The organism is Streptomyces sp. NPDC034085 (genome assembly GCF_055575555.1).
Map to the genome: position 1 here is coordinate 637718 of NZ_JBVISL010000002.1, position 16055 is coordinate 653772.

The 16055-nt window shown below is 72.4% G+C and carries 16 protein-coding genes and 1 pseudogene; 11 read left to right on the plus strand and 6 right to left on the minus strand.

From position 1 onward, the window contains the following. Positions 1–61: 61 nt before the first annotated feature. From sigE to ACZ501_RS08360, 5 genes are all read left to right on the plus strand, one after another. Entirely contained in the window at positions 62–859 is a 798-nt protein-coding gene (gene sigE, locus ACZ501_RS08340) for an RNA polymerase sigma factor SigE (protein WP_361603190.1), read from the plus strand. Further along, a complete protein-coding gene (locus ACZ501_RS08345) occupies positions 856–1509 on the plus strand; it encodes an anti-sigma factor family protein (RefSeq protein ID WP_468793435.1) in 654 nt (217 codons plus the stop codon). Before sigE ends, ACZ501_RS08345 begins: the two co-directional genes overlap by 4 nt. 87 nt (positions 1510–1596) lie before the next feature. Beyond that, positions 1597–2910 carry a S1C family serine protease gene (locus tag ACZ501_RS08350; protein ID WP_468793437.1) on the plus strand — a complete coding sequence of 438 codons (1314 nt, stop codon included), beginning with the start codon at positions 1597–1599 and terminating at the stop codon, positions 2908–2910. A gap of 136 nt (positions 2911–3046) precedes the next feature. Then, positions 3047–3496 carry a sec-independent translocase gene (locus tag ACZ501_RS08355; protein ID WP_361603184.1) on the plus strand — a complete coding sequence of 150 codons (450 nt, stop codon included), beginning with the start codon at positions 3047–3049 and terminating at the stop codon, positions 3494–3496. Positions 3497–3629: 133 nt separating this feature from the next. Further along, a complete protein-coding gene (locus ACZ501_RS08360; protein WP_361603181.1) occupies positions 3630–4370 on the plus strand; it encodes a hypothetical protein in 741 nt (246 codons plus the stop codon). A gap of 86 nt (positions 4371–4456) precedes the next feature. Here the strand turns inward: ACZ501_RS08360 and ACZ501_RS08365 are convergent, their stop codons facing one another. The 3 genes from ACZ501_RS08365 to ACZ501_RS08375 form a co-directional block, all read right to left on the minus strand. Then, a complete protein-coding gene (locus tag ACZ501_RS08365; protein ID WP_361603232.1) occupies positions 4457–5572 on the minus strand; it encodes an Mrp/NBP35 family ATP-binding protein in 1116 nt (371 codons plus the stop codon). Positions 5573–5660: 88 nt separating this feature from the next. Continuing rightward, complete coding sequence (locus ACZ501_RS08370; RefSeq protein WP_468793834.1) at positions 5661–6236, minus strand: DUF1003 domain-containing protein; 576 nt, start codon at positions 6234–6236, stop codon at positions 5661–5663. Between the two features lie 97 nt (positions 6237–6333). Continuing rightward, positions 6334–7605, minus strand: coding sequence for a magnesium transporter MgtE N-terminal domain-containing protein (locus ACZ501_RS08375; protein WP_361603178.1), 1272 nt, complete (start codon positions 7603–7605; stop codon positions 6334–6336). A gap of 179 nt (positions 7606–7784) precedes the next feature. Here ACZ501_RS08375 and ACZ501_RS08380 point away from each other — a divergent pair, with 179 nt between their 5' ends. Next, positions 7785–8591, plus strand: coding sequence for a hypothetical protein (locus ACZ501_RS08380; RefSeq protein ID WP_361603175.1), 807 nt, complete (start codon positions 7785–7787; stop codon positions 8589–8591). A 16-nt stretch (positions 8592–8607) separates the two neighbouring features. Here the strand turns inward: ACZ501_RS08380 and ACZ501_RS08385 are convergent, their stop codons facing one another. Both ACZ501_RS08385 and ACZ501_RS08390 read right to left on the minus strand, forming a co-directional pair. After that, positions 8608–9120 (minus strand): hypothetical protein, encoded by a 513-nt coding sequence (locus ACZ501_RS08385; RefSeq protein ID WP_468793439.1) that lies wholly within the window; start codon positions 9118–9120, stop codon positions 8608–8610. A 44-nt stretch (positions 9121–9164) separates the two neighbouring features. Beyond that, positions 9165–10280, minus strand: a complete 1116-nt coding sequence (locus tag ACZ501_RS08390; RefSeq protein WP_361603169.1) for a magnesium and cobalt transport protein CorA — start codon at positions 10278–10280, stop codon at positions 9165–9167. Between the two features lie 377 nt (positions 10281–10657). Here ACZ501_RS08390 and ACZ501_RS08395 point away from each other — a divergent pair, with 377 nt between their 5' ends. Together ACZ501_RS08395 and ACZ501_RS08400 are read left to right on the plus strand one after the other, a co-directional pair. Then, positions 10658–11242: a suppressor of fused domain protein gene (locus ACZ501_RS08395; RefSeq protein ID WP_361603166.1), complete on the plus strand. Its 585-nt coding sequence runs from the start codon at positions 10658–10660 to the stop codon at positions 11240–11242. Positions 11243–11299: 57 nt separating this feature from the next. Then, positions 11300–11938 carry a DUF6758 family protein gene (locus ACZ501_RS08400; RefSeq protein WP_361603163.1) on the plus strand — a complete coding sequence of 213 codons (639 nt, stop codon included), beginning with the start codon at positions 11300–11302 and terminating at the stop codon, positions 11936–11938. A 575-nt stretch (positions 11939–12513) separates the two neighbouring features. Here the strand turns inward: ACZ501_RS08400 and ACZ501_RS08405 are convergent. Continuing rightward, a pseudogene (locus tag ACZ501_RS08405) lies at positions 12514–12706 on the minus strand (hypothetical protein). Positions 12707–12769: 63 nt separating this feature from the next. On the opposite strand from ACZ501_RS08405, the gene ACZ501_RS08410 reads away from it, so the two are divergent. The 3 genes from ACZ501_RS08410 (at position 12770) to ACZ501_RS08420 (ending at position 16048) form a co-directional block, all read left to right on the plus strand. Further along, positions 12770–13528: a GntR family transcriptional regulator gene (locus ACZ501_RS08410; RefSeq protein ID WP_468793441.1), complete on the plus strand. Its 759-nt coding sequence runs from the start codon at positions 12770–12772 to the stop codon at positions 13526–13528. A gap of 323 nt (positions 13529–13851) precedes the next feature. Continuing rightward, complete coding sequence (locus tag ACZ501_RS08415) at positions 13852–14601, plus strand: hypothetical protein (RefSeq protein ID WP_468793443.1); 750 nt, start codon at positions 13852–13854, stop codon at positions 14599–14601. A gap of 580 nt (positions 14602–15181) precedes the next feature. After that, positions 15182–16048 carry a PHP domain-containing protein gene (locus ACZ501_RS08420; RefSeq protein WP_362461649.1) on the plus strand — a complete coding sequence of 289 codons (867 nt, stop codon included), beginning with the start codon at positions 15182–15184 and terminating at the stop codon, positions 16046–16048. Positions 16049–16055 lie beyond the last annotated feature (7 nt).

Here is a 16055-nt window from a genome sequence, read left to right on the forward strand (position 1 = left end):
CCCCAGGCCCGTGCAAAGTTACTGCAAAAAAGCTTATCCAGAGCTGACGGGAGGGGTGGCTATGGTAGGGACTCCGCTGGACACCACCAGAGCCGACAGGGGAGGTGCGGCTGCGCCTGTGGATCGTGGCGGCGTCCTCAGACGTCTCTTCTGGTCGGCGGGTGAGCCGAAATCCGTGACCTACACCGCTGACCGTTTCCACACCGCCCACAACGCCCACACCGCGACCACCGCGACCACCGCGACCTTTGCCGCCGATGCGGGCTCCCCGGCGTGGACCCCTCCCACCTGGGAGGAGATCGTCAGCACGCACAGCGCGCGGGTGTACCGCCTCGCCTACCGCCTGACGGGCAACCAGCACGACGCGGAGGACCTGACCCAGGAGGTCTTCGTCCGCGTCTTCCGCTCGCTGTCCACCTACACGCCGGGCACCTTCGAGGGCTGGCTGCACCGCATCACCACCAACCTGTTCCTGGACATGGTGCGCCGCAAGCAGCGCATCCGCTTCGACGCGCTCGGCGACGACGCCGCCGAGCGGCTGCCGAGCCGTGAACCGTCCCCCCAGCAGGTCCTGCACGACACGCACTTCGACGCCGACGTGCAGCAGGCGCTGGACACCCTGGCGCCCGAGTTCCGTGCGGCCGTGGTGCTCTGCGACATCGAGGGCCTGTCGTACGAGGAGATCGCCGCGACCCTCGGCGTGAAGCTCGGCACCGTCCGCAGCCGGATCCACCGGGGCCGCTCGCACCTGCGCAAGGCGCTCAAGCATCGCTCTCCCGCCGCCCGCGCCGAACAGCGCGCGCTCGCGGGCGTGGCGGTGGGTGCGCCGGGCACCGGGGGAGAGGGCGGCCCCGAGTGAGCGGAGCCAGTCCTTCCCCCGCGGAGCAGCACCTGGGCGACCGGCTCGCCGCCCTGGTGGACGGGGAACTGAAGCACGACGCGCGCGAGCGGGTGCTGGCGCACCTGGCGACCTGCCCCAAGTGCAAGGCCGAGGCCGATGCGCAGCGCCGGCTGAAGACGATGTTCGTGGAGAGCGCCCCGCCGCCGCTGTCCGCCGGGCTGCTGGCCCGGCTCCAGGGGCTGCCGGGGGCGGGTCCCGAGGGACCTGCCGGGCCGGGCGGCGGACCGGGGGCTCCGCTCGCGCCCCCGGCTCCGGGCGCCGACCCCTTCTCCTCGTTCCGGTACGCGCCCGCGGCCGCCCCGCGGGAGGGTTTCCGTATCCATGAGGTGGGCCGTCCCAGACGCCGGTTCGCCTTCGTGGCGGCGGGAGCCGTGTCGCTGGCCGCGATCGCGCTCGGCGGCTCGCTGCCGCTGGACGGGATCGAGCCGAACGCGCGAGGCGATGCGCCGGCCACCCGGCCCGGATCCGCCGTGCCGCTGACCGACGCCTTCGTCCGCGACCGGGAGCCGACCCCGGGCGTGCCGGCCGGCCCGGTCCCGGTGGGGCAGTTGCCGACGGCCGCCTCCTCGGCCCCGGCGACGGCGCAGCCGGTCTCGCTCTCCCGCTGACCCGGGCCCCGAGGGGCCCGGGCACCTGGTTGAATCTGCGGCACACGCGCCGCCCCGCGGTGCGCCAGGCCCAGCGGGGGAGCGCCCATGTCCGACAGTCAGCACAACGGTCCGGCTCCGCGGTGGTGGAGCCGGCCCGCCGGCACCCCGGAGACGGCGGCCGCGGAGCCCGGAGAGGTTCCTGCGGCCCCCGCCCCCGACTCCGGATCCGCCTCCGCGACTTCCCAGGCCGGCCCGCGCTACGACCCCTGGTCCGCCGCCCCGCTCCAGGTCGTGGACCACGGCAGGGCGCGCGGAGGCCCGGCCCTGTGGCAGCTGGCGGTCCTCGGCGCCGTGATCGCCCTCCTCGCGGGCTGCGCCGGCGGCTACCTCGGCATCCTCGCCGAGCGGCGCACCGGCACCCGCCTGGAGCTCCCGCAGGCCGCCGCCGACGACAAGGGCCGGGCCCCCGACAGCGTGGCCGGCATCGCGGCGACCGCACTGCCCGGCGTGGTCACCCTGCACGTCAGCGGGGGCGGCGGCAGTGGTACCGGAACCGGCTTCGTCCTGGACGGGCAGGGCCACATCCTGACGAACAACCACGTCGTCGCCGACGCCCGGGACATAACGGTCACCTTCAGCACCGGCGAGAGCGTCTCCGCCGAGCTGGTCGGCCGCGACGGCGGCTACGACCTGGCCGTGGTGAAGGTCAACGGCGTCCGCGGCCTGCGCCCGCTGGCGCTCGGCAACTCCGAGAACGTCCGGGTCGGCGACCCGGTGGTGGCCATCGGCGCCCCCTTCGACCTCTCCAACACCGTCACCTCGGGCATCATCAGCGCCACCGGCCGCCCCATCACCGCCGGCGGCGAGAAGCGCGACGGCAGCGACATCAGCTACGTCGACGCCCTCCAGACCGACGCCCCCATCAACCCCGGCAACTCCGGCGGCCCGCTCCTCGACGCCCGCGCCCACGTGATCGGCATCAACAGCGCCATCCGCGGAGCCGACAAGGGCGAGGACGGCGACGACCCCACCCGCCAGAGCGGCAGCATCGGTCTCGGCTTCGCCATCCCCGTCAACCAGGGCAAGCGCGTCGCCGAGGAACTCATCCGCACCGGCCGCGCCACCCACCCCGTCATCGGCGTCACCCTGGACATGGAGTACAACGGCGACGGAGCCAGGGTCGACGCCAAGGGCGAGGGCGGCAAGCCCTCCGTGGTGGCCGACGGGCCCGGCGCCCGCGCCGGGATCAGGCCGGGCGACGTGATCACGAAGGTGGACGGCGTACGCGTGCACGGGGGCGACGAGCTGATCATCAAGATCAGGGCCCACCGGCCCGGCGACCGCCTGGGCCTGACCGTGCTGCGCGACGGCAAGGAGCGCACGCTGGACGTCGTCCTCGGCTCGGCGAGCGGCTCCTGAGACGGGCCGTCCCCACACGAATACCGGATGACGCCCGGGTGAATCCGTGAACGGTCCCGCACCGGCGTAGGGGCGGGCAAGGAACGCCGGGTACCGTTGACCGGGCCGGAAGTGGAGAGAGCCGAGGAGCGGCAAGGTGTTCAACGACATAGGCGCACTCGAGCTGGTCACGATCGTGGTGCTCGCCATCCTCGTCTTCGGCCCGGACAAGCTGCCGAAGGTGATCCAGGACGTCTCGGGCTTCATCCGCAAGATCCGTGCGTTCTCGGACAGCGCCAAGCAGGACATCCGCTCGGAACTGGGCCCCGAGTTCAAGGACTTCGAGTTCGAGGACCTGAACCCGAAGACCTTCATCCGCAAGCAGCTGACCGAGAACGAGGACCTCCAGGAGCTCCGCACCAGCTTCGACCTCCGCAAGGAGCTGAACGAGGTCACCGACGCGGTCAACAGCCGGGAGGGCGGACCGGCCCCGGCCTCCGCCACGCCGTCCGCCACGCCCGCCGCCGGGACCGGTCCGGACCTGCTGAAGAAGCCCGCCGCACCGGCCCAGGAGGCGCGTACGCCCTTCGACGCCGACGCCACCTGAGCCGCAGCCTGCCCCTCGATCCCGGGCCGGATGGCTATCCTCCATCTGTCCGGACCCAGGCCGCCCGCGGAGGGGTCCCCCAGCGCAGCGCGGGGGAGGGCCGTTCCGGACCCCACGGAACGAGAGGCCGCCCATGGAGACGACGAGCACCGGCCGCGTAGGCGTACGCCCTGCCGAAGCCCCTGAAGACGCACCGCCACCCGGGCTGACCGAGCCCCCGGACCATACCGCCGAGGCCGCCCCCGGCCAGGCCCCCGAGACCGCCGCGCCCGTCCCGTCGGCCCGCCGGGGGGCGGCGGGATACCTGAAGGCCGACTTCCCCTGGTACGGGCTGGACGGGGCCTTCACCGGCCCCCGCTGGCTCATGCAGGTCGGCACCGGCGCCGACGGCACCGTCCAGCACGGCTCCACCGGCCACGGCGACGAGCCCTCCGCCCGGGGCGAGATCGCCACCGGCGAGAAGGACCGCTTCGCGGTGGTGATCACCGTCGCCGGAAACCCGCTGCGCCGCAGCGCTGACGGGACCGGCGTCCTGGAGGCCACCTCGGTCGCCTCGGCGGCCTGGCTGGCCGGCTCGGGGCTGCTGACCTACAGCTGGCCGCCGCAGATGGACCACACCCGGCGCGACGACTGGCTGGACCAGCAGACCGAGGCCGCCTGGGAACTCGCCGACGACCTCGCGGGGCCGGACTGGTCGACGCTGTCGCTGCCGGTGGACGGGGAGCCGACGCCGTTCCACTACCGGGAGTCGGAGTTCGGGTGGGTGCTCGCCGGATCCACCGCCAGCGGGGTGCACCTCGGGGCGTACGGGCGGGGGATGAGCGCCTACGGGCTCGGGTTCTCCGCGATCGCCGACCTGGCGGCGTACGAGTAGACCGGGCCCGGGGACGGGAAAGGGGGCACCGCCGGCCCGGCGGTGCCCCCTCCCGAGCGGGCGGCCGGGCCGCCCGCGTCCTCGCGTCAGAACTTGTTGCGCGGGGTGATCCCCAGGGACATGCCCGACAGGCCGCGCGCGCGGCCGCCCAGCTTGCCCGCGATCGCGCGCAGCGCCGCGCCCGCCGGGGAGTCCGGGTCGGACAGGACGACCGGCTTGCCGTCGTCGCCGCCCTCGCGCAGCCGCACGTCGATCGGGATCGAGCCGAGCACCGGCACCGTCGCGCCGACCGTCTTGGTCAGGCCGTCGGCGACCTTCTGGCCGCCGCCCGAACCGAACACGTCCACCATCTCGTCGCAGTGCGGGCAGGGCAGGCCCGACATGTTCTCCACGACGCCCACGATCTTCTGGTGGGTCTGCACCGCGATCGAACCGGCCCGCTCCGCGACCTCCGCGGCGGCCTGCTGCGGGGTGGTCACCACGAGGATCTCGGCGTTCGGCACCAGCTGCGCCACGGAGATCGCGATGTCGCCCGTACCCGGGGGCAGGTCCAGCAGCAGCACGTCCAGGTCACCCCAGAACACGTCGGCCAGGAACTGCTGGAGCGCCCGGTGCAGCATCGGGCCGCGCCACACCACCGGGGCGTTGCCCGGGGTGAACATGCCGATGGAGATGACCTTCACGCCGTTCGCGGAGGGCGGCATGATCATGTTCTCGACCTGGGTGGGCTTGCCGTCCACGCCGAGCATCCGCGGCACGCTGTGGCCGTAGATGTCCGCGTCGACCACGCCGACCTTCAGGCCGTCGGCGGCCATCGCCGCGGCCAGGTTGACCGTGACGGAGGACTTGCCGACGCCGCCCTTGCCGGAGGCGACCGCGTAGACGCGGGTCAGCGAACCCGGCTTCGCGAAGGGCACCTCGCGCTCGGCGGTGCCGCCGCGCAGCGTCGCCGCCAGCTCCTTGCGCTGCTCGTCGCTCATCACGTCGAGGGTGACGGCGACGGAGCCGACGCCCGCGACCTTCTCGACGGCCTCGGTGACGTTCTTGGTGATGGTCTCGCGCATGGGACAGCCCGACACCGTCAGGTAGACCGTGACGGCGACGGCGCCGCCCTCGCCGATCTCCACCGATTTGACCATGCCGAGCTCGGTGATCGGCCGGTGGATCTCGGGGTCGTTGACCGTCGCCAGCGCGTCCAGGATCGCGTCCTGCTCCGGCACGGCGGCGGAGGGTGTCTCGGTAGCCATGCCCCCGATGGTACGGCTCGGCAGCAGGGCTCAGGTAAGCCGATCAGCGGTCGCCTTCGTCACTTTCACCGGGGAACAGCCGCCGCTCGTCCATCTCCTTGATCAGGTCCTGGAACTCCGATCGGATCCAGTCGCGGGTGGCGACCTCGCCCAGACCCATCCGCAGCGCCGCGATCTCCCGCGTCAGGTACTCCGTGTCGGCGATGGAGCGCTCGTTCTGCTTGCGGTCCTGCTCCAGGTTCACCCGGTCCCGGTCGTCCTGCCGGTTCTGCGCGAGCAGGATCAGCGGGGCCGCGTACGAGGCCTGGAGGGACAGCATCAGCGTCAGGAAGATGAACGGGTACCGGTCGAAGCGCAGGTGGTCGGGCGCGAAGATGTTCCACAGCACCCACAGCACGATGACCAGGGTCATCCAGACGATGAACCGGCCCGTGCCGAGGAACCGGGCGACCCGCTCCGACAGCCGCCCGAAGGCCTCCGGGTCGTACTCGGGCAGCAGCCTGCGGCGCGCCGGCCGCGGCTGGTCGAGCCGTACGCGCGAACGCGTCAGCGCGCTCGCGCCCGCCGGGGCGGCACCCCGCCCCCGTTCGGCGGAACGGTCCGTCCGCTCGTTGCGCAGCCGCTCCGCCGCCTCCTCCAGCCGCTCCGACAGACCCTCCCGGGCCTGCTCGCGCCGCTCCCGGCGCCGTTCGCGCGCCGCATCGCCGCGCCCGCGCTCAGTGCCCACGCAGGGCCTCCTCGGAGTGGAAGTCCGTCTCCCGCCAGTCGTCGGGCAGCAGGTGGTCCAGGACGTCGTCGACGGTGACCGCGCCCAGCAGCGAGCCGCTCTCGTCGACGACGGGCGCCGCGACCATGTTGTACGCGGCCAGGTAGCTCGTCACCGCGGGCAGCGAGGCGTCCGGCCGCAACGGCGGCAGGTCCGCGTCCACCAGCGAGCTGACCAGGGTGAACGGGGGGTCGCGCAGCAGCCGCTGGAAGTGCACCGTCCCCAGGTACTTGCCCGTCGGCGTCTCGTCCGGCGGCCGGCAGACGTAGACCTGCGCCGCCAGCGCCGGCGACAGGTCCGACTTGCGCACCCGGGCCAGCGCGTCGGCGACGGTGGCGTCCGGGCGCAGCACGATCGGCTCGGTGGTCATCAGACCGCCCGCGGTGTTCTCCTCGTACGACAGCAGGCGCCGCACGTCGGCCGCGTCGTCCGGCTGCATCAGCGTCAGCAGCCGCTCCTTCTCCTCCTCCGGCAGCTCGGAGAGCAGGTCGGCCGCGTCGTCCGGGTCCATCGCCTCCAGGACGTCGGCGGCGCGCTCCTCCTTGAGCTTGCCGAGGATCTCCACCTGGTCGTCCTCGGGCAGCTCCTCCAGGACGTCCGCGAGCCGGTCGTCGTCGAGGGCGTTGGCCACCTCGGCGCGCCGCTTCGGCGTCAGGTGGTGCAGGACGTTCGCCAGGTCCGCCGGGCGCATCTGTTCGAAGGTCGCGACCAGGTTCTCGGCGCCCTGGCCCTCCTCCTCCAGGGAGAAGCCGGTGACCGCCGACCACTCCACGGTCAGCGTCTCGCCGCGCCGCCGCAGCGCGCCGCCCTTGCCCTTGCGTACGAAGATCCGGTCGATCTCCCAGTCGCGGCGGGCCGGCAGCTGCTGGATGGCCACGTCCAGGACGGTGACCTCCTCGCCGGTGGCGCCCAGGCGCACCCGCCGGTCCAGCAGTTCGCCGAGGACGAGCCGCTCGGTGGGGCGCTGCTCGAAGCGCCGCATGTTGACGACGCCGGTGGTGATGACCTGGCCGGACTCCACGCCCGTCACCCGGGTCATGGGCAGGAAGATCCGGCGCCGGCTGACCACCTCGACCACCAGGCCCAGCAGCCGCGGCGGGCGGCCGCCGACCCGCAGCATCGCGACGAGGTCGCGGACCCGGCCGACCTGGTCGCCGTTGGGGTCGAAGACGGGCACACCCGACAGATGTGAGACGAAGATCCGCGGGGCGCCTGCAACCATCCGTGCGCCTCCTAGAGCGTCCGTCAACCGTCATGCCGTGCCTCAGGCTAGCCCGTGACGGCGGAAGGCGTCCTGGTGGGGCCGTCCGCCCGGGGTGTGTCCGGGGGTCCGCCGGGGCCCGACCCACGGGCGGGTACGCTGCCTGCTGCCCGCAGACCCCCGACGAGAGGCATCCGCCCGTGACCGCCCACACCCCCGCAGTACGGCTGCGACGGGCAGCCTTCATCGGCGCCCTGTGCGCGGGCCTCGCCGTCGCCGGGACGGGCTGCGCGGAGAAGACGGACCCGGACAAGGGCACCAACGGGGTCGGCAAGCTCGGCGCCGACAAGATCGAGGGCCAGGCGAAGGCGGCCGCCACCGCGGCGAACTCCGTCCACCTCTCCGGCACGCTCGTCACCGGCGGCAAGACCTTCACCCTCGACATGCGGCTGAAGGCGGACGGCGGCTCCGGCGAGGTGAAGTCGGCGCAGGACACCTTCCAGCTGCTGCGGGTCGGCGAGCAGCTCTACCTGAAGGCCAGCGCCGCCTTCTGGGGGAAGTCCGACTCCGCCGGCAAGCTCGGTGACAAGTACGTCAAGGTGCCCGAGGGGGACCCCTCCTACAAGCAGTTCCGCGGGTTCACCGACATGCACGTCCTGCTGGACGGGCTGCTCGGCCTCCAGGGCAAGCTCAGCAAGGGCGCCTACACCACGGTCGGGCACACCCGGGCGGTGCCGGTCTCGGCGGACGCGGGCAAGGGCGGCAAGCTGACGGTGTCCCTGGAGGGGACCCCGTACCCGCTGCTGATGGAACGCGCGGGCGGCGCGGGCCGCGTGGAGCTGTCCGAGTGGGGCAAGCCCTTCCCGCTGGAGGCACCCGCGCAGGACCAGACCGTGGACTACGGCAGCCAGCTGCCCAGCACCAAGGACGGCAAGGGCGCCGGCCCCTCCGCCGGCCCGGCCCCCTCGAAGTCCTCCGGCCAGGGCTCCGACCCGGCCACGGGCTGACCGTACGGGCCCGGTCTCAGCCCTTCGCCCTCTTCCGCTTCAGCAGCAGCTTCGGCAGGGCCGCCGGCACCGGCCGGCGGGTGACGGCCGGGGAGCCCAGGGGCTGCGCGGCCAGCGAACCGGACGGCAGCTGCCCGGCCACCGCCACCGGCTCCAGCCGCAGCAGCCGGCACTCCCGGGCCCAGCGCCGCGGCATCTCCTCCGAGTCGGGCGCGTTCAGCCGCTTGCCCTTCAGCTCGGACACGGCGGCCTCCCACGGCTCACTGCCGGGCACGAGTTCCCGTACGGCCGCGGTCCACGCCACGAGACGGCCGCCCTTGTCCTTGCTGCGTACGGTCACCTCCGCCGAGGAGCCGTCGGGGAGCCCGGGGAAGGGCTGCTCGCCCGGCCCGTCGCCGAGTACGTGCGCGGCGCCGTCCACCCAGGCGTGCCACAGGGCCCGGTCGGCACCGCTGCCGCGGACCCAGATCAGGCCGGACTTCTTGGAGGCCTCCTCGACGAGGGCCAGGTCGAGTGCGCTGAGAGTCATGCGCACAGGGTAGGCGGTGGCCGCCCGCAGACGGCGCCCGGCCGCTACAGCCAGCCGTTGCGGCGCAGGGTCCGGTGGATGGCGAAGCAGCTCCCGACGATGGCGGCCATCACCAGCGGATAGCCGTAGCGCCAGTGCAGCTCCGGCATGTGCTCGAAGTTCATCCCGTACACGCCGCAGATCATCGTGGGCACGGCGATGATCGCCGCCCAGGAGGTGATCTTGCGCATGTCCTCGTTCTGCGCGACCGAGGCCTGGGCCAGGTTCGCCTGGAGGATGGAGTTCAGCAGCTCGTCGAAGCCGATGACCTGCTCGTGCACCCGGGCGAGGTGGTCGGCGACGTCCCGGAAGTACTTCTGGATGTCGGGGTCCACCAGCCGCATGGGCCGCTCGCTCAGCAGCTCCATCGGCCGCAGCAGCGGCGAGACCGCCCGCTTGAACTCCAGCACCTCGCGCTTGAGCTGGTAGATGCGGCCCGCGTCACCGCCCCGGGCGACCCCCTTGGCGGGAGCGGCGAACACCGCGCTCTCCACCTCGTCGATGTCGTCCTGCACGGCCGCCGCGACCGCGATGTAACCGTCGACCACGTGGTCGGCGATGGAGTGCAGCACCGCCGAGGGGCCCCGCGAGAGCAGCTCCGGGTCGTCCTGGAGGCGGTGGCGCAGGCTCCGCAGCGAGCCCTGGCCGCCGTGCCGGACGGTGATGACGAAGTCGGGGCCCGTGAAGCACATGACCTCACCGGTCTCCACCACCTCGCTGGTGGCGGTCAGTTCGGCGTGCTCGACGTAGTGGATCGTCTTGAAGACGGTGAAGAGGGTCTCGTCGTAGCGCTCCAGCTTCGGCCGCTGGTGCGCGTGCACCGCGTCCTCCACGGCGAGGGGGTGCAGACCGAAGGTGGCGGCGATCCCGGCGAACTCCGCCTCGGTCGGCTCGTGCAGGCCGATCCACGCGAAGCCGCCGTCCTCGCGGACCCGCCGCAGCGCCTCATGCGGCGTCAGGCAGACCGAGCCCTCCACGCGCCGGCCCTCGCGGTAGACGGCGCAGTCCACCACCGCGCTGCTGGCGGACGGGTCGCGGGTGGTGTCGTAGCCGGGCTGTACCGGGGTGGACCTGCGCAGTGCCGGACGGACGGCGGCACGGAGGTAGGGCAGCATCGACATGGCAGGCTCCTTCTCGCGCACGGCCGTGGGCCGTACGGGTGGGAGGCCCCCTGTGGCCGGGGGCGGGCAGCCCGGGACCGACGGAGGGAAACAGGACGGGAGGACGAAGTTCTGCCGTCGCTCTTCTGCTGATCAGAAGATCAAAGGAGGCGGGAGCCGCCCTTGACGGACGCCGAAGAGCGATTGGTACTGCACGATCGACTTCGGTCCATCGCAGCCCCACCTCCTCCGGCCGGTCCCCCGTGGGGGACGTCCTGTCGCCGAGAGCCCTGAAACAACGCTTCTGCGTGCGGCCCCGACCAGCTGTCAACACTATCAGCCGACGGATGGTCAGGGGCCGCCCTTTACCCGCCGGATAGGAGTTCTATGCTCGCTCCATGGCAGAAATTCTGGCCCTCGTCGAAGCCCGGCTGCGCAGCGCGCTCGGCGAACCCGACGCCCGCGCCTCCGTCACCTTCCTGGGCACCGACCGCATCGAGGTCCTCCGCTTCACCGAGGGCGACCTCGTGCGGTACGCGACCCTCGGCATGTCCGCCCACCCCATGACCGACCCGACCGCGGTCGTCGCCGACCCGGTGCGCGGCCCGCGCGCCGAACTGGTGCTGACCGTACGGGCCGGACTGGCCCCCACCGACAAGCTGCTGCGGCCGCTCGCGGTGCTGGCGGCCTCCCCGATGGTCGAAGGGCTGGTCGTGGCCCCCGGCGCCTCGCTCGACGTGGGCGAACCGCTCTGGGACGGGGCGCCGTTCACCTCCGTCCTCGTCGCGGAGCCCGGCGGACTGGTCGAGGACCTGGAACTGGACGAGCCCCTGGACCCCGTCCGCTTCCTGCCGCTGCTCCCCATGACGGCGAACGAGGCGGCCTGGAAGCGGGTGCACGGCGCGGCCGCGCTCCAGGAACGCTGGCTCGCGCGCGGGACGGATCTGCGGGACCCTCTGCGTACGGCCGTCGCACTGGACTGAGCCCGGACGGGTGATCGCGTCTTGACGACGCCCCGGGCGGGGAGGAGCGTGCTTCATATGAGGGGCGAACCGAGTTGCCCGAAGTGCGGTGGCCGGGTGCGCGCACCCGGCCTCTTCTCCGACTCCTGGCAGTGCGCGGCGCACGGCGCCGTCCACCCGCTACAGCCCGTGATCCCGCCCAGCGTCGAGGGGCTGGAGGTGGTCGTCAACCGGGCGAACGTGCCGGTGTGGATGCCGTGGCCGCTGCCGGTCGGGTGGCTCTTCACCGGGGTCGCCAGCGCCGGGGACGACCGCAGCGGCGGCCGGGCCACCGCCGTGGCCTGCACGGGCCCCGGCCCCCTGGGCGGCCTCGGGGAGCTGCTGCTGATCGCGGAGGAGCTCGGCGTCGGCCTCGGCTCCCGCTTCGCCGGCATCGACGCCCCCGACCCCGGCCCGTACATCGACGTCGCGTCCGCGCCCCACGCCAAGGTCGTCGCCGCGGGCCGCCCGACGCCGCTCTGGCACGTCTCGAACGCCCCGGACGACCGGGCCGTCTTCGCGGGGGAGGCGCGGGGCCTGTGGCTGTGGGCCATCGTCTGGCCGGAACAGTCGGGCCTCCTGATGTACGACGAGCTGGTCCTGACGGACCTCCGCGACGCGGGCTCGGAGGTCGAGCTCCTCCCGTGCGGCGCGCTGAGCCCGCGGATCATGGGGTAAGGGGGCGCGTACGCGGTTTGCGGTGCGGGCCCGCTATCTCCCCGTCGAGGAGTGGGGGCCGGACGGCGTTCGCCCACCCGCCTCCCCGGGTGCGGGCCGGTGGGGGGGTGAGCGGTATCCCCTCGGACCGCATCACAGCTGGTTTGGGGGTTTCCCGTCAGTCCCATCGTCATTCCGGTTCGGGCCGGTCCCTCAAGGGCGCTCCCTTCGGTCGCGTCGCTCCGCGATTTCGCTGCGCTCAACCCTTGACCGACCGCCCCGCCCCGGAAAGCCGAAAGACTGCCGGGAAGCCCCAAAAGAACGGTCATGGGGAGAGGGACGAGGAGCGGCCCCTCAGGGACGAGGCGAGGGACCAGGGTCATGGCCTGCCGGGCATCCGAGCCCCCTGTACCACCCCCAGGGTCGGGGGCGCGGCTACCTGCACGAAAGGTTGACCAGAGCCCCCTGCGGAGCACCCAGACGCAGCAGACCGCTACGCGCGACCCATATCTCAGCGTCCGACGACCGCCCGTGGCTGATACCTGCACCGAAAGCTGATCAGAGGACTGCGGGAAGCCGACAGGCGCGTGGGATCGCTACACACGTCTCTGATCTCGGCGACTGACGGCCGCCTGGGGCTGGTCTGAGCGGGTTCGAGGTTCGTGGCGGCGGTGGTGACTCGCGGCGGGAGGCGTTGCGGATGTAGGCGAGCTCCATCCAGTGCTCGATGCCGGTGTCGGAGACGTTCTCGTTGATCACGGCCATGAGCACGCCCTCAACGCCCGCCAATAGATCTCTAGAGCCCCACCTCTGGCCCTAGGGTGTCTAGAGAGGAGAAGGAGTGATCGTTCGATGACCAGCCAGGGCGGCACTCGCCAGCCGAAGTACCAGCGGATCGCTGACGCGCTGAAGGCGGCGATTCGGGCGGGCGAGTACGGCCCGGGCGACCGTCTGCCCGGCGAGAACGACCTCATGGCCACCTACGAGGTCGCGCGGATGACCGCACGTCAGGCCCTCGGCGTGCTCCAGAACGAGGGCCTTGCGGAAGCGAGGAAGGGTGCTGGCGTCTTCGTCCGGGCCTTCAGGCCCCTGCGACGGCACGGCATCCAGCGCCTCGCGCAGGAGCAGTGGGGTTCGGGACGTTCCATCTGGTCGACGGACAGCGAAGACCGAGAGGTCATCGTCGACCAGGTCGAGGTACGTGAAGAGCCGGCGGACGACGAGATCGCCGCAGCTCTGGGAATTGCGGACAATTCTCCGGTCTGGGTGCGCAGCCGCCGGTTCGTCCTGGACAGCAAGCCAGTGCTCTTCGCGACGTCCTATCTGCCTTCAGACGTCGTGGCCGACTCGGCCATCACCCGATCCGACACCGGGCCTGGTGGGACGTACGCCAGGCTGGCCGAACTGGGCCACAAGCCCGTCCACTTCCGCGAGGAGGTTCGGTGCCGCATGCCTTCCGCCGACGAGGCCGAACGCCTTGCCCTGTCCATGGGGACACCCGTCATCCAGATCGTCCGCACCGCCTTCACCGAGGACGGGCGGTGCGTCGAGGTCAACGACATGACCCTGGACTCCGCTTCCTATGTCCTGGAGTACGACTTCGACGCCTAGTGGCGAGGAAGCCGGACTGACGCGCGAGGGCTGTCTGCGGTGTCAGCTAGGGTGCGCGAATGATATTCGGACATGGCCGGTTTCGCGCTGCCCTCGGGACCTTCGAGGCAGCCGTACATGCTCAGGACGCCGACGCGGCGGAGCGTGCCTTCGAGCGGCTGACGCAGGGTTTCGGCAAGGCGGGGGACGCCGACCTGCAAGCAGGGGGGCCTCGGCTCTCCGCCCTGCTCGGGCAGCTGCCGCCCGGGCCGCGAGCAGTCGCGGCTGTGCTGACCGGGGCATGTGTCGAGCGGGGGGCCGACCCGTCGGCCTGTGCTCCCGCCGTGTTCGCGGGCGCCCGGGACGCCTTCGAGCAGGCGGCCGTCTTCTGCGAGCGATGGGCGGCTCAGGGTAGGGGCGAGTTGCCCGACCACGAGGGCGAGGGTTTGGAGGAGGCCGACTTCGAGCGGATCGGCTTCGAGCCCCTCGTAGCCTGGCAGTCGCTGCCACAGTTCGAAATGGCCTGTGTGGCCATGCTCAATTCCCCCCGGGTACGCCGCGAGGTCCCCGGTCGCGAGGAGTTGGCAGCCGCCGTCGCGCGGGTGGCGGAGCTGTCGGGTGAGCCGTTCAAGTGTCTTGCGTACGCACTCGCGGTCCTCGACGACGAGCCGTTCGTCGTGCTCGATCGCGCCACAGGCGCCGGCTTCGCGCTGCGCGCCTCCGGCATCGGCGACAACTTCCAGCTGCACACGCTCCTTGCCGATGCCCTGATCGGCCGTGGCCTCGTGCAGGGAGAGGCGCCATCGGGTGAGGCGGTCGCCTGCTGCCGCGACCAGGCCGGGATGGTGCCGACCACGGGTTCCTTCAACCTGGTCGGCGCCGACGGTGAGTGGATCTGGAACGAGGGCAAACCGGCGGACATCCCCGTCGTGGACGGCGTCCGGCTCGTCGTCCTCGACCCGCCCGCGTACCAACGGAGCTGGCCCGCCGGCCGCTTCTTCCCCGGGATGACCGGCGAGGTCGTCTACGATCACGCCCTCGCGCCGGAGGAGTCGGCGACTCTGCTCGCCCGAGTGGCCCAACCCATCCGCTGACGCGGAGACCGATGCGATGCGTCCGTCCGCTACCTCCAGCGCTCTGATCAACGTTCGGTGCGGGTATCAGCCACGGGCGGTCGTCGGACGCCGAGACCGGAGAAGCGCGTAGCGATCTGTCGCGTCTGGGGGCTCCTTGCCTCGCTCTGGTCGCTGTTTGGTGCGGGTAGGCCCGCCCCAGAGCCGATCGCTGGGCATGGGGCTCGGATGCCCGGGCGGGTCATGGCCCTTGCCCCTCGTCTCGTCCCTGAGGGACCCGCTCTGTGATGTGTGCCCGGTGACCGTTCTTTTGGGGGCTTCCCGGCAGTCTTTCGGCTTTCCGGGGCGGGTCGGTCGGTCAAGGGTTGAGCGCAGCGAAATCGCGTAGCGACGCGACGAAGGAGCGCCCTTGAGGGACCGGCCCGAACCGGAATGACGATGGGACTGACGGGAAACCCCCGAACCAGCCCTGAGACCGCCCAAGGGGATACCGCTCACCTCCCACCGGCAACCGCCGACCCCCGCCCGGCGGGACCGGTCCACTGCCCCGTGGGCGGTACCCTGGAGTGTCCCCCGTCCGCGTGAACTCTGGAGTCCGGCTGTGCGCATCGACCTGCACGCCCACTCCACCGCTTCCGACGGCACCGACACCCCCGCCGAGCTGGTGCGCAACGCCGCCGCCGCCGGGCTGGACGTGGTCGCGCTGACCGACCACGACACCGTCGGGGGATACGCCGAGGCCATCGCCGCGCTGCCGGCCGGGCTGACGCTGGTCACCGGCGCCGAGCTGTCCTGCCGCCTCGACGGCGTCGGGCTGCACATGCTGGCGTACCTCTTCGATCCCGAGGAGCCCGAGCTCGCCCGCGAGCGGGAGCTCGTACGGGACGACCGGACCCCCCGCGCCCAGTCCATGGTGGGCAAGCTCCAGGCGCTGGGCGTGGACATCACCTGGGAGCAGGTGGCCCGCATCGCGGGGAACGGTTCCGTCGGCCGCCCGCACATTGCGACCGCCATGGTCGAGCTGGGCGTCGTCCCCACCGTGTCCGACGCGTTCACCTCGGACTGGCTCGCCGACGGCGGCCGCGCGTACGCGGAGAAGCACGAGCTCGACCCCTTCGACGCGATCCGCCTCGTCAAGGCGGCCGGCGGGGTCACCGTCTTCGCGCACCCCGCCGCCGTCAAGCGCGGCGCCTGCGTGCCCGAGTCCGCGATAGCCGCCCTCGCGGCCGCCGGCCTCGACGGCATCGAGGTGGACCACATGGACCACGACACCGCCACCCGCGCCCGGCTGCGCGGACTGGCCGGGGACCTCGGACTGCTGACGACCGGCTCCAGCGACTACCACGGCAGCCGCAAGACCTGTCGTCTCGGGGAGTACACGACCGACCCCGAGATCTACGGCGAGATCACGCGTCGCGCGGCGGGGGCCTTCCCCGTGCCCGGCGCCGGCGGAGACGCCCGCGCGTAAGCGCCGC

What these genes read in the sequence shown, in the direction of transcription:
- ACZ501_RS08360 (WP_361603181.1), top strand. Translation starts at nt 3,630, where the DNA reads ATGGAGACGACGAGCACCGGCCGCGTAGGCGTACGCCCTGCCGAAGCC.
- ACZ501_RS08385 (WP_468793439.1), bottom strand. Translation starts at nt 9,120, where the DNA reads ATGACTCTCAGCGCACTCGACCTGGCCCTCGTCGAGGAGGCCTCCAAG.
- ACZ501_RS08400 (WP_361603163.1), top strand. Translation starts at nt 11,300, where the DNA reads ATGAGGGGCGAACCGAGTTGCCCGAAGTGCGGTGGCCGGGTGCGCGCA.
- ACZ501_RS08350 (WP_468793437.1), top strand. Translation starts at nt 1,597, where the DNA reads ATGTCCGACAGTCAGCACAACGGTCCGGCTCCGCGGTGGTGGAGCCGG.
- sigE (WP_361603190.1), top strand. Translation starts at nt 62, where the DNA reads ATGGTAGGGACTCCGCTGGACACCACCAGAGCCGACAGGGGAGGTGCG.
- ACZ501_RS08410 (WP_468793441.1), top strand. Translation starts at nt 12,770, where the DNA reads ATGACCAGCCAGGGCGGCACTCGCCAGCCGAAGTACCAGCGGATCGCT.
- ACZ501_RS08390 (WP_361603169.1), bottom strand. Translation starts at nt 10,280, where the DNA reads ATGTCGATGCTGCCCTACCTCCGTGCCGCCGTCCGTCCGGCACTGCGC.
- ACZ501_RS08375 (WP_361603178.1), bottom strand. Translation starts at nt 7,605, where the DNA reads ATGGTTGCAGGCGCCCCGCGGATCTTCGTCTCACATCTGTCGGGTGTG.
- ACZ501_RS08395 (WP_361603166.1), top strand. Translation starts at nt 10,658, where the DNA reads ATGGCAGAAATTCTGGCCCTCGTCGAAGCCCGGCTGCGCAGCGCGCTC.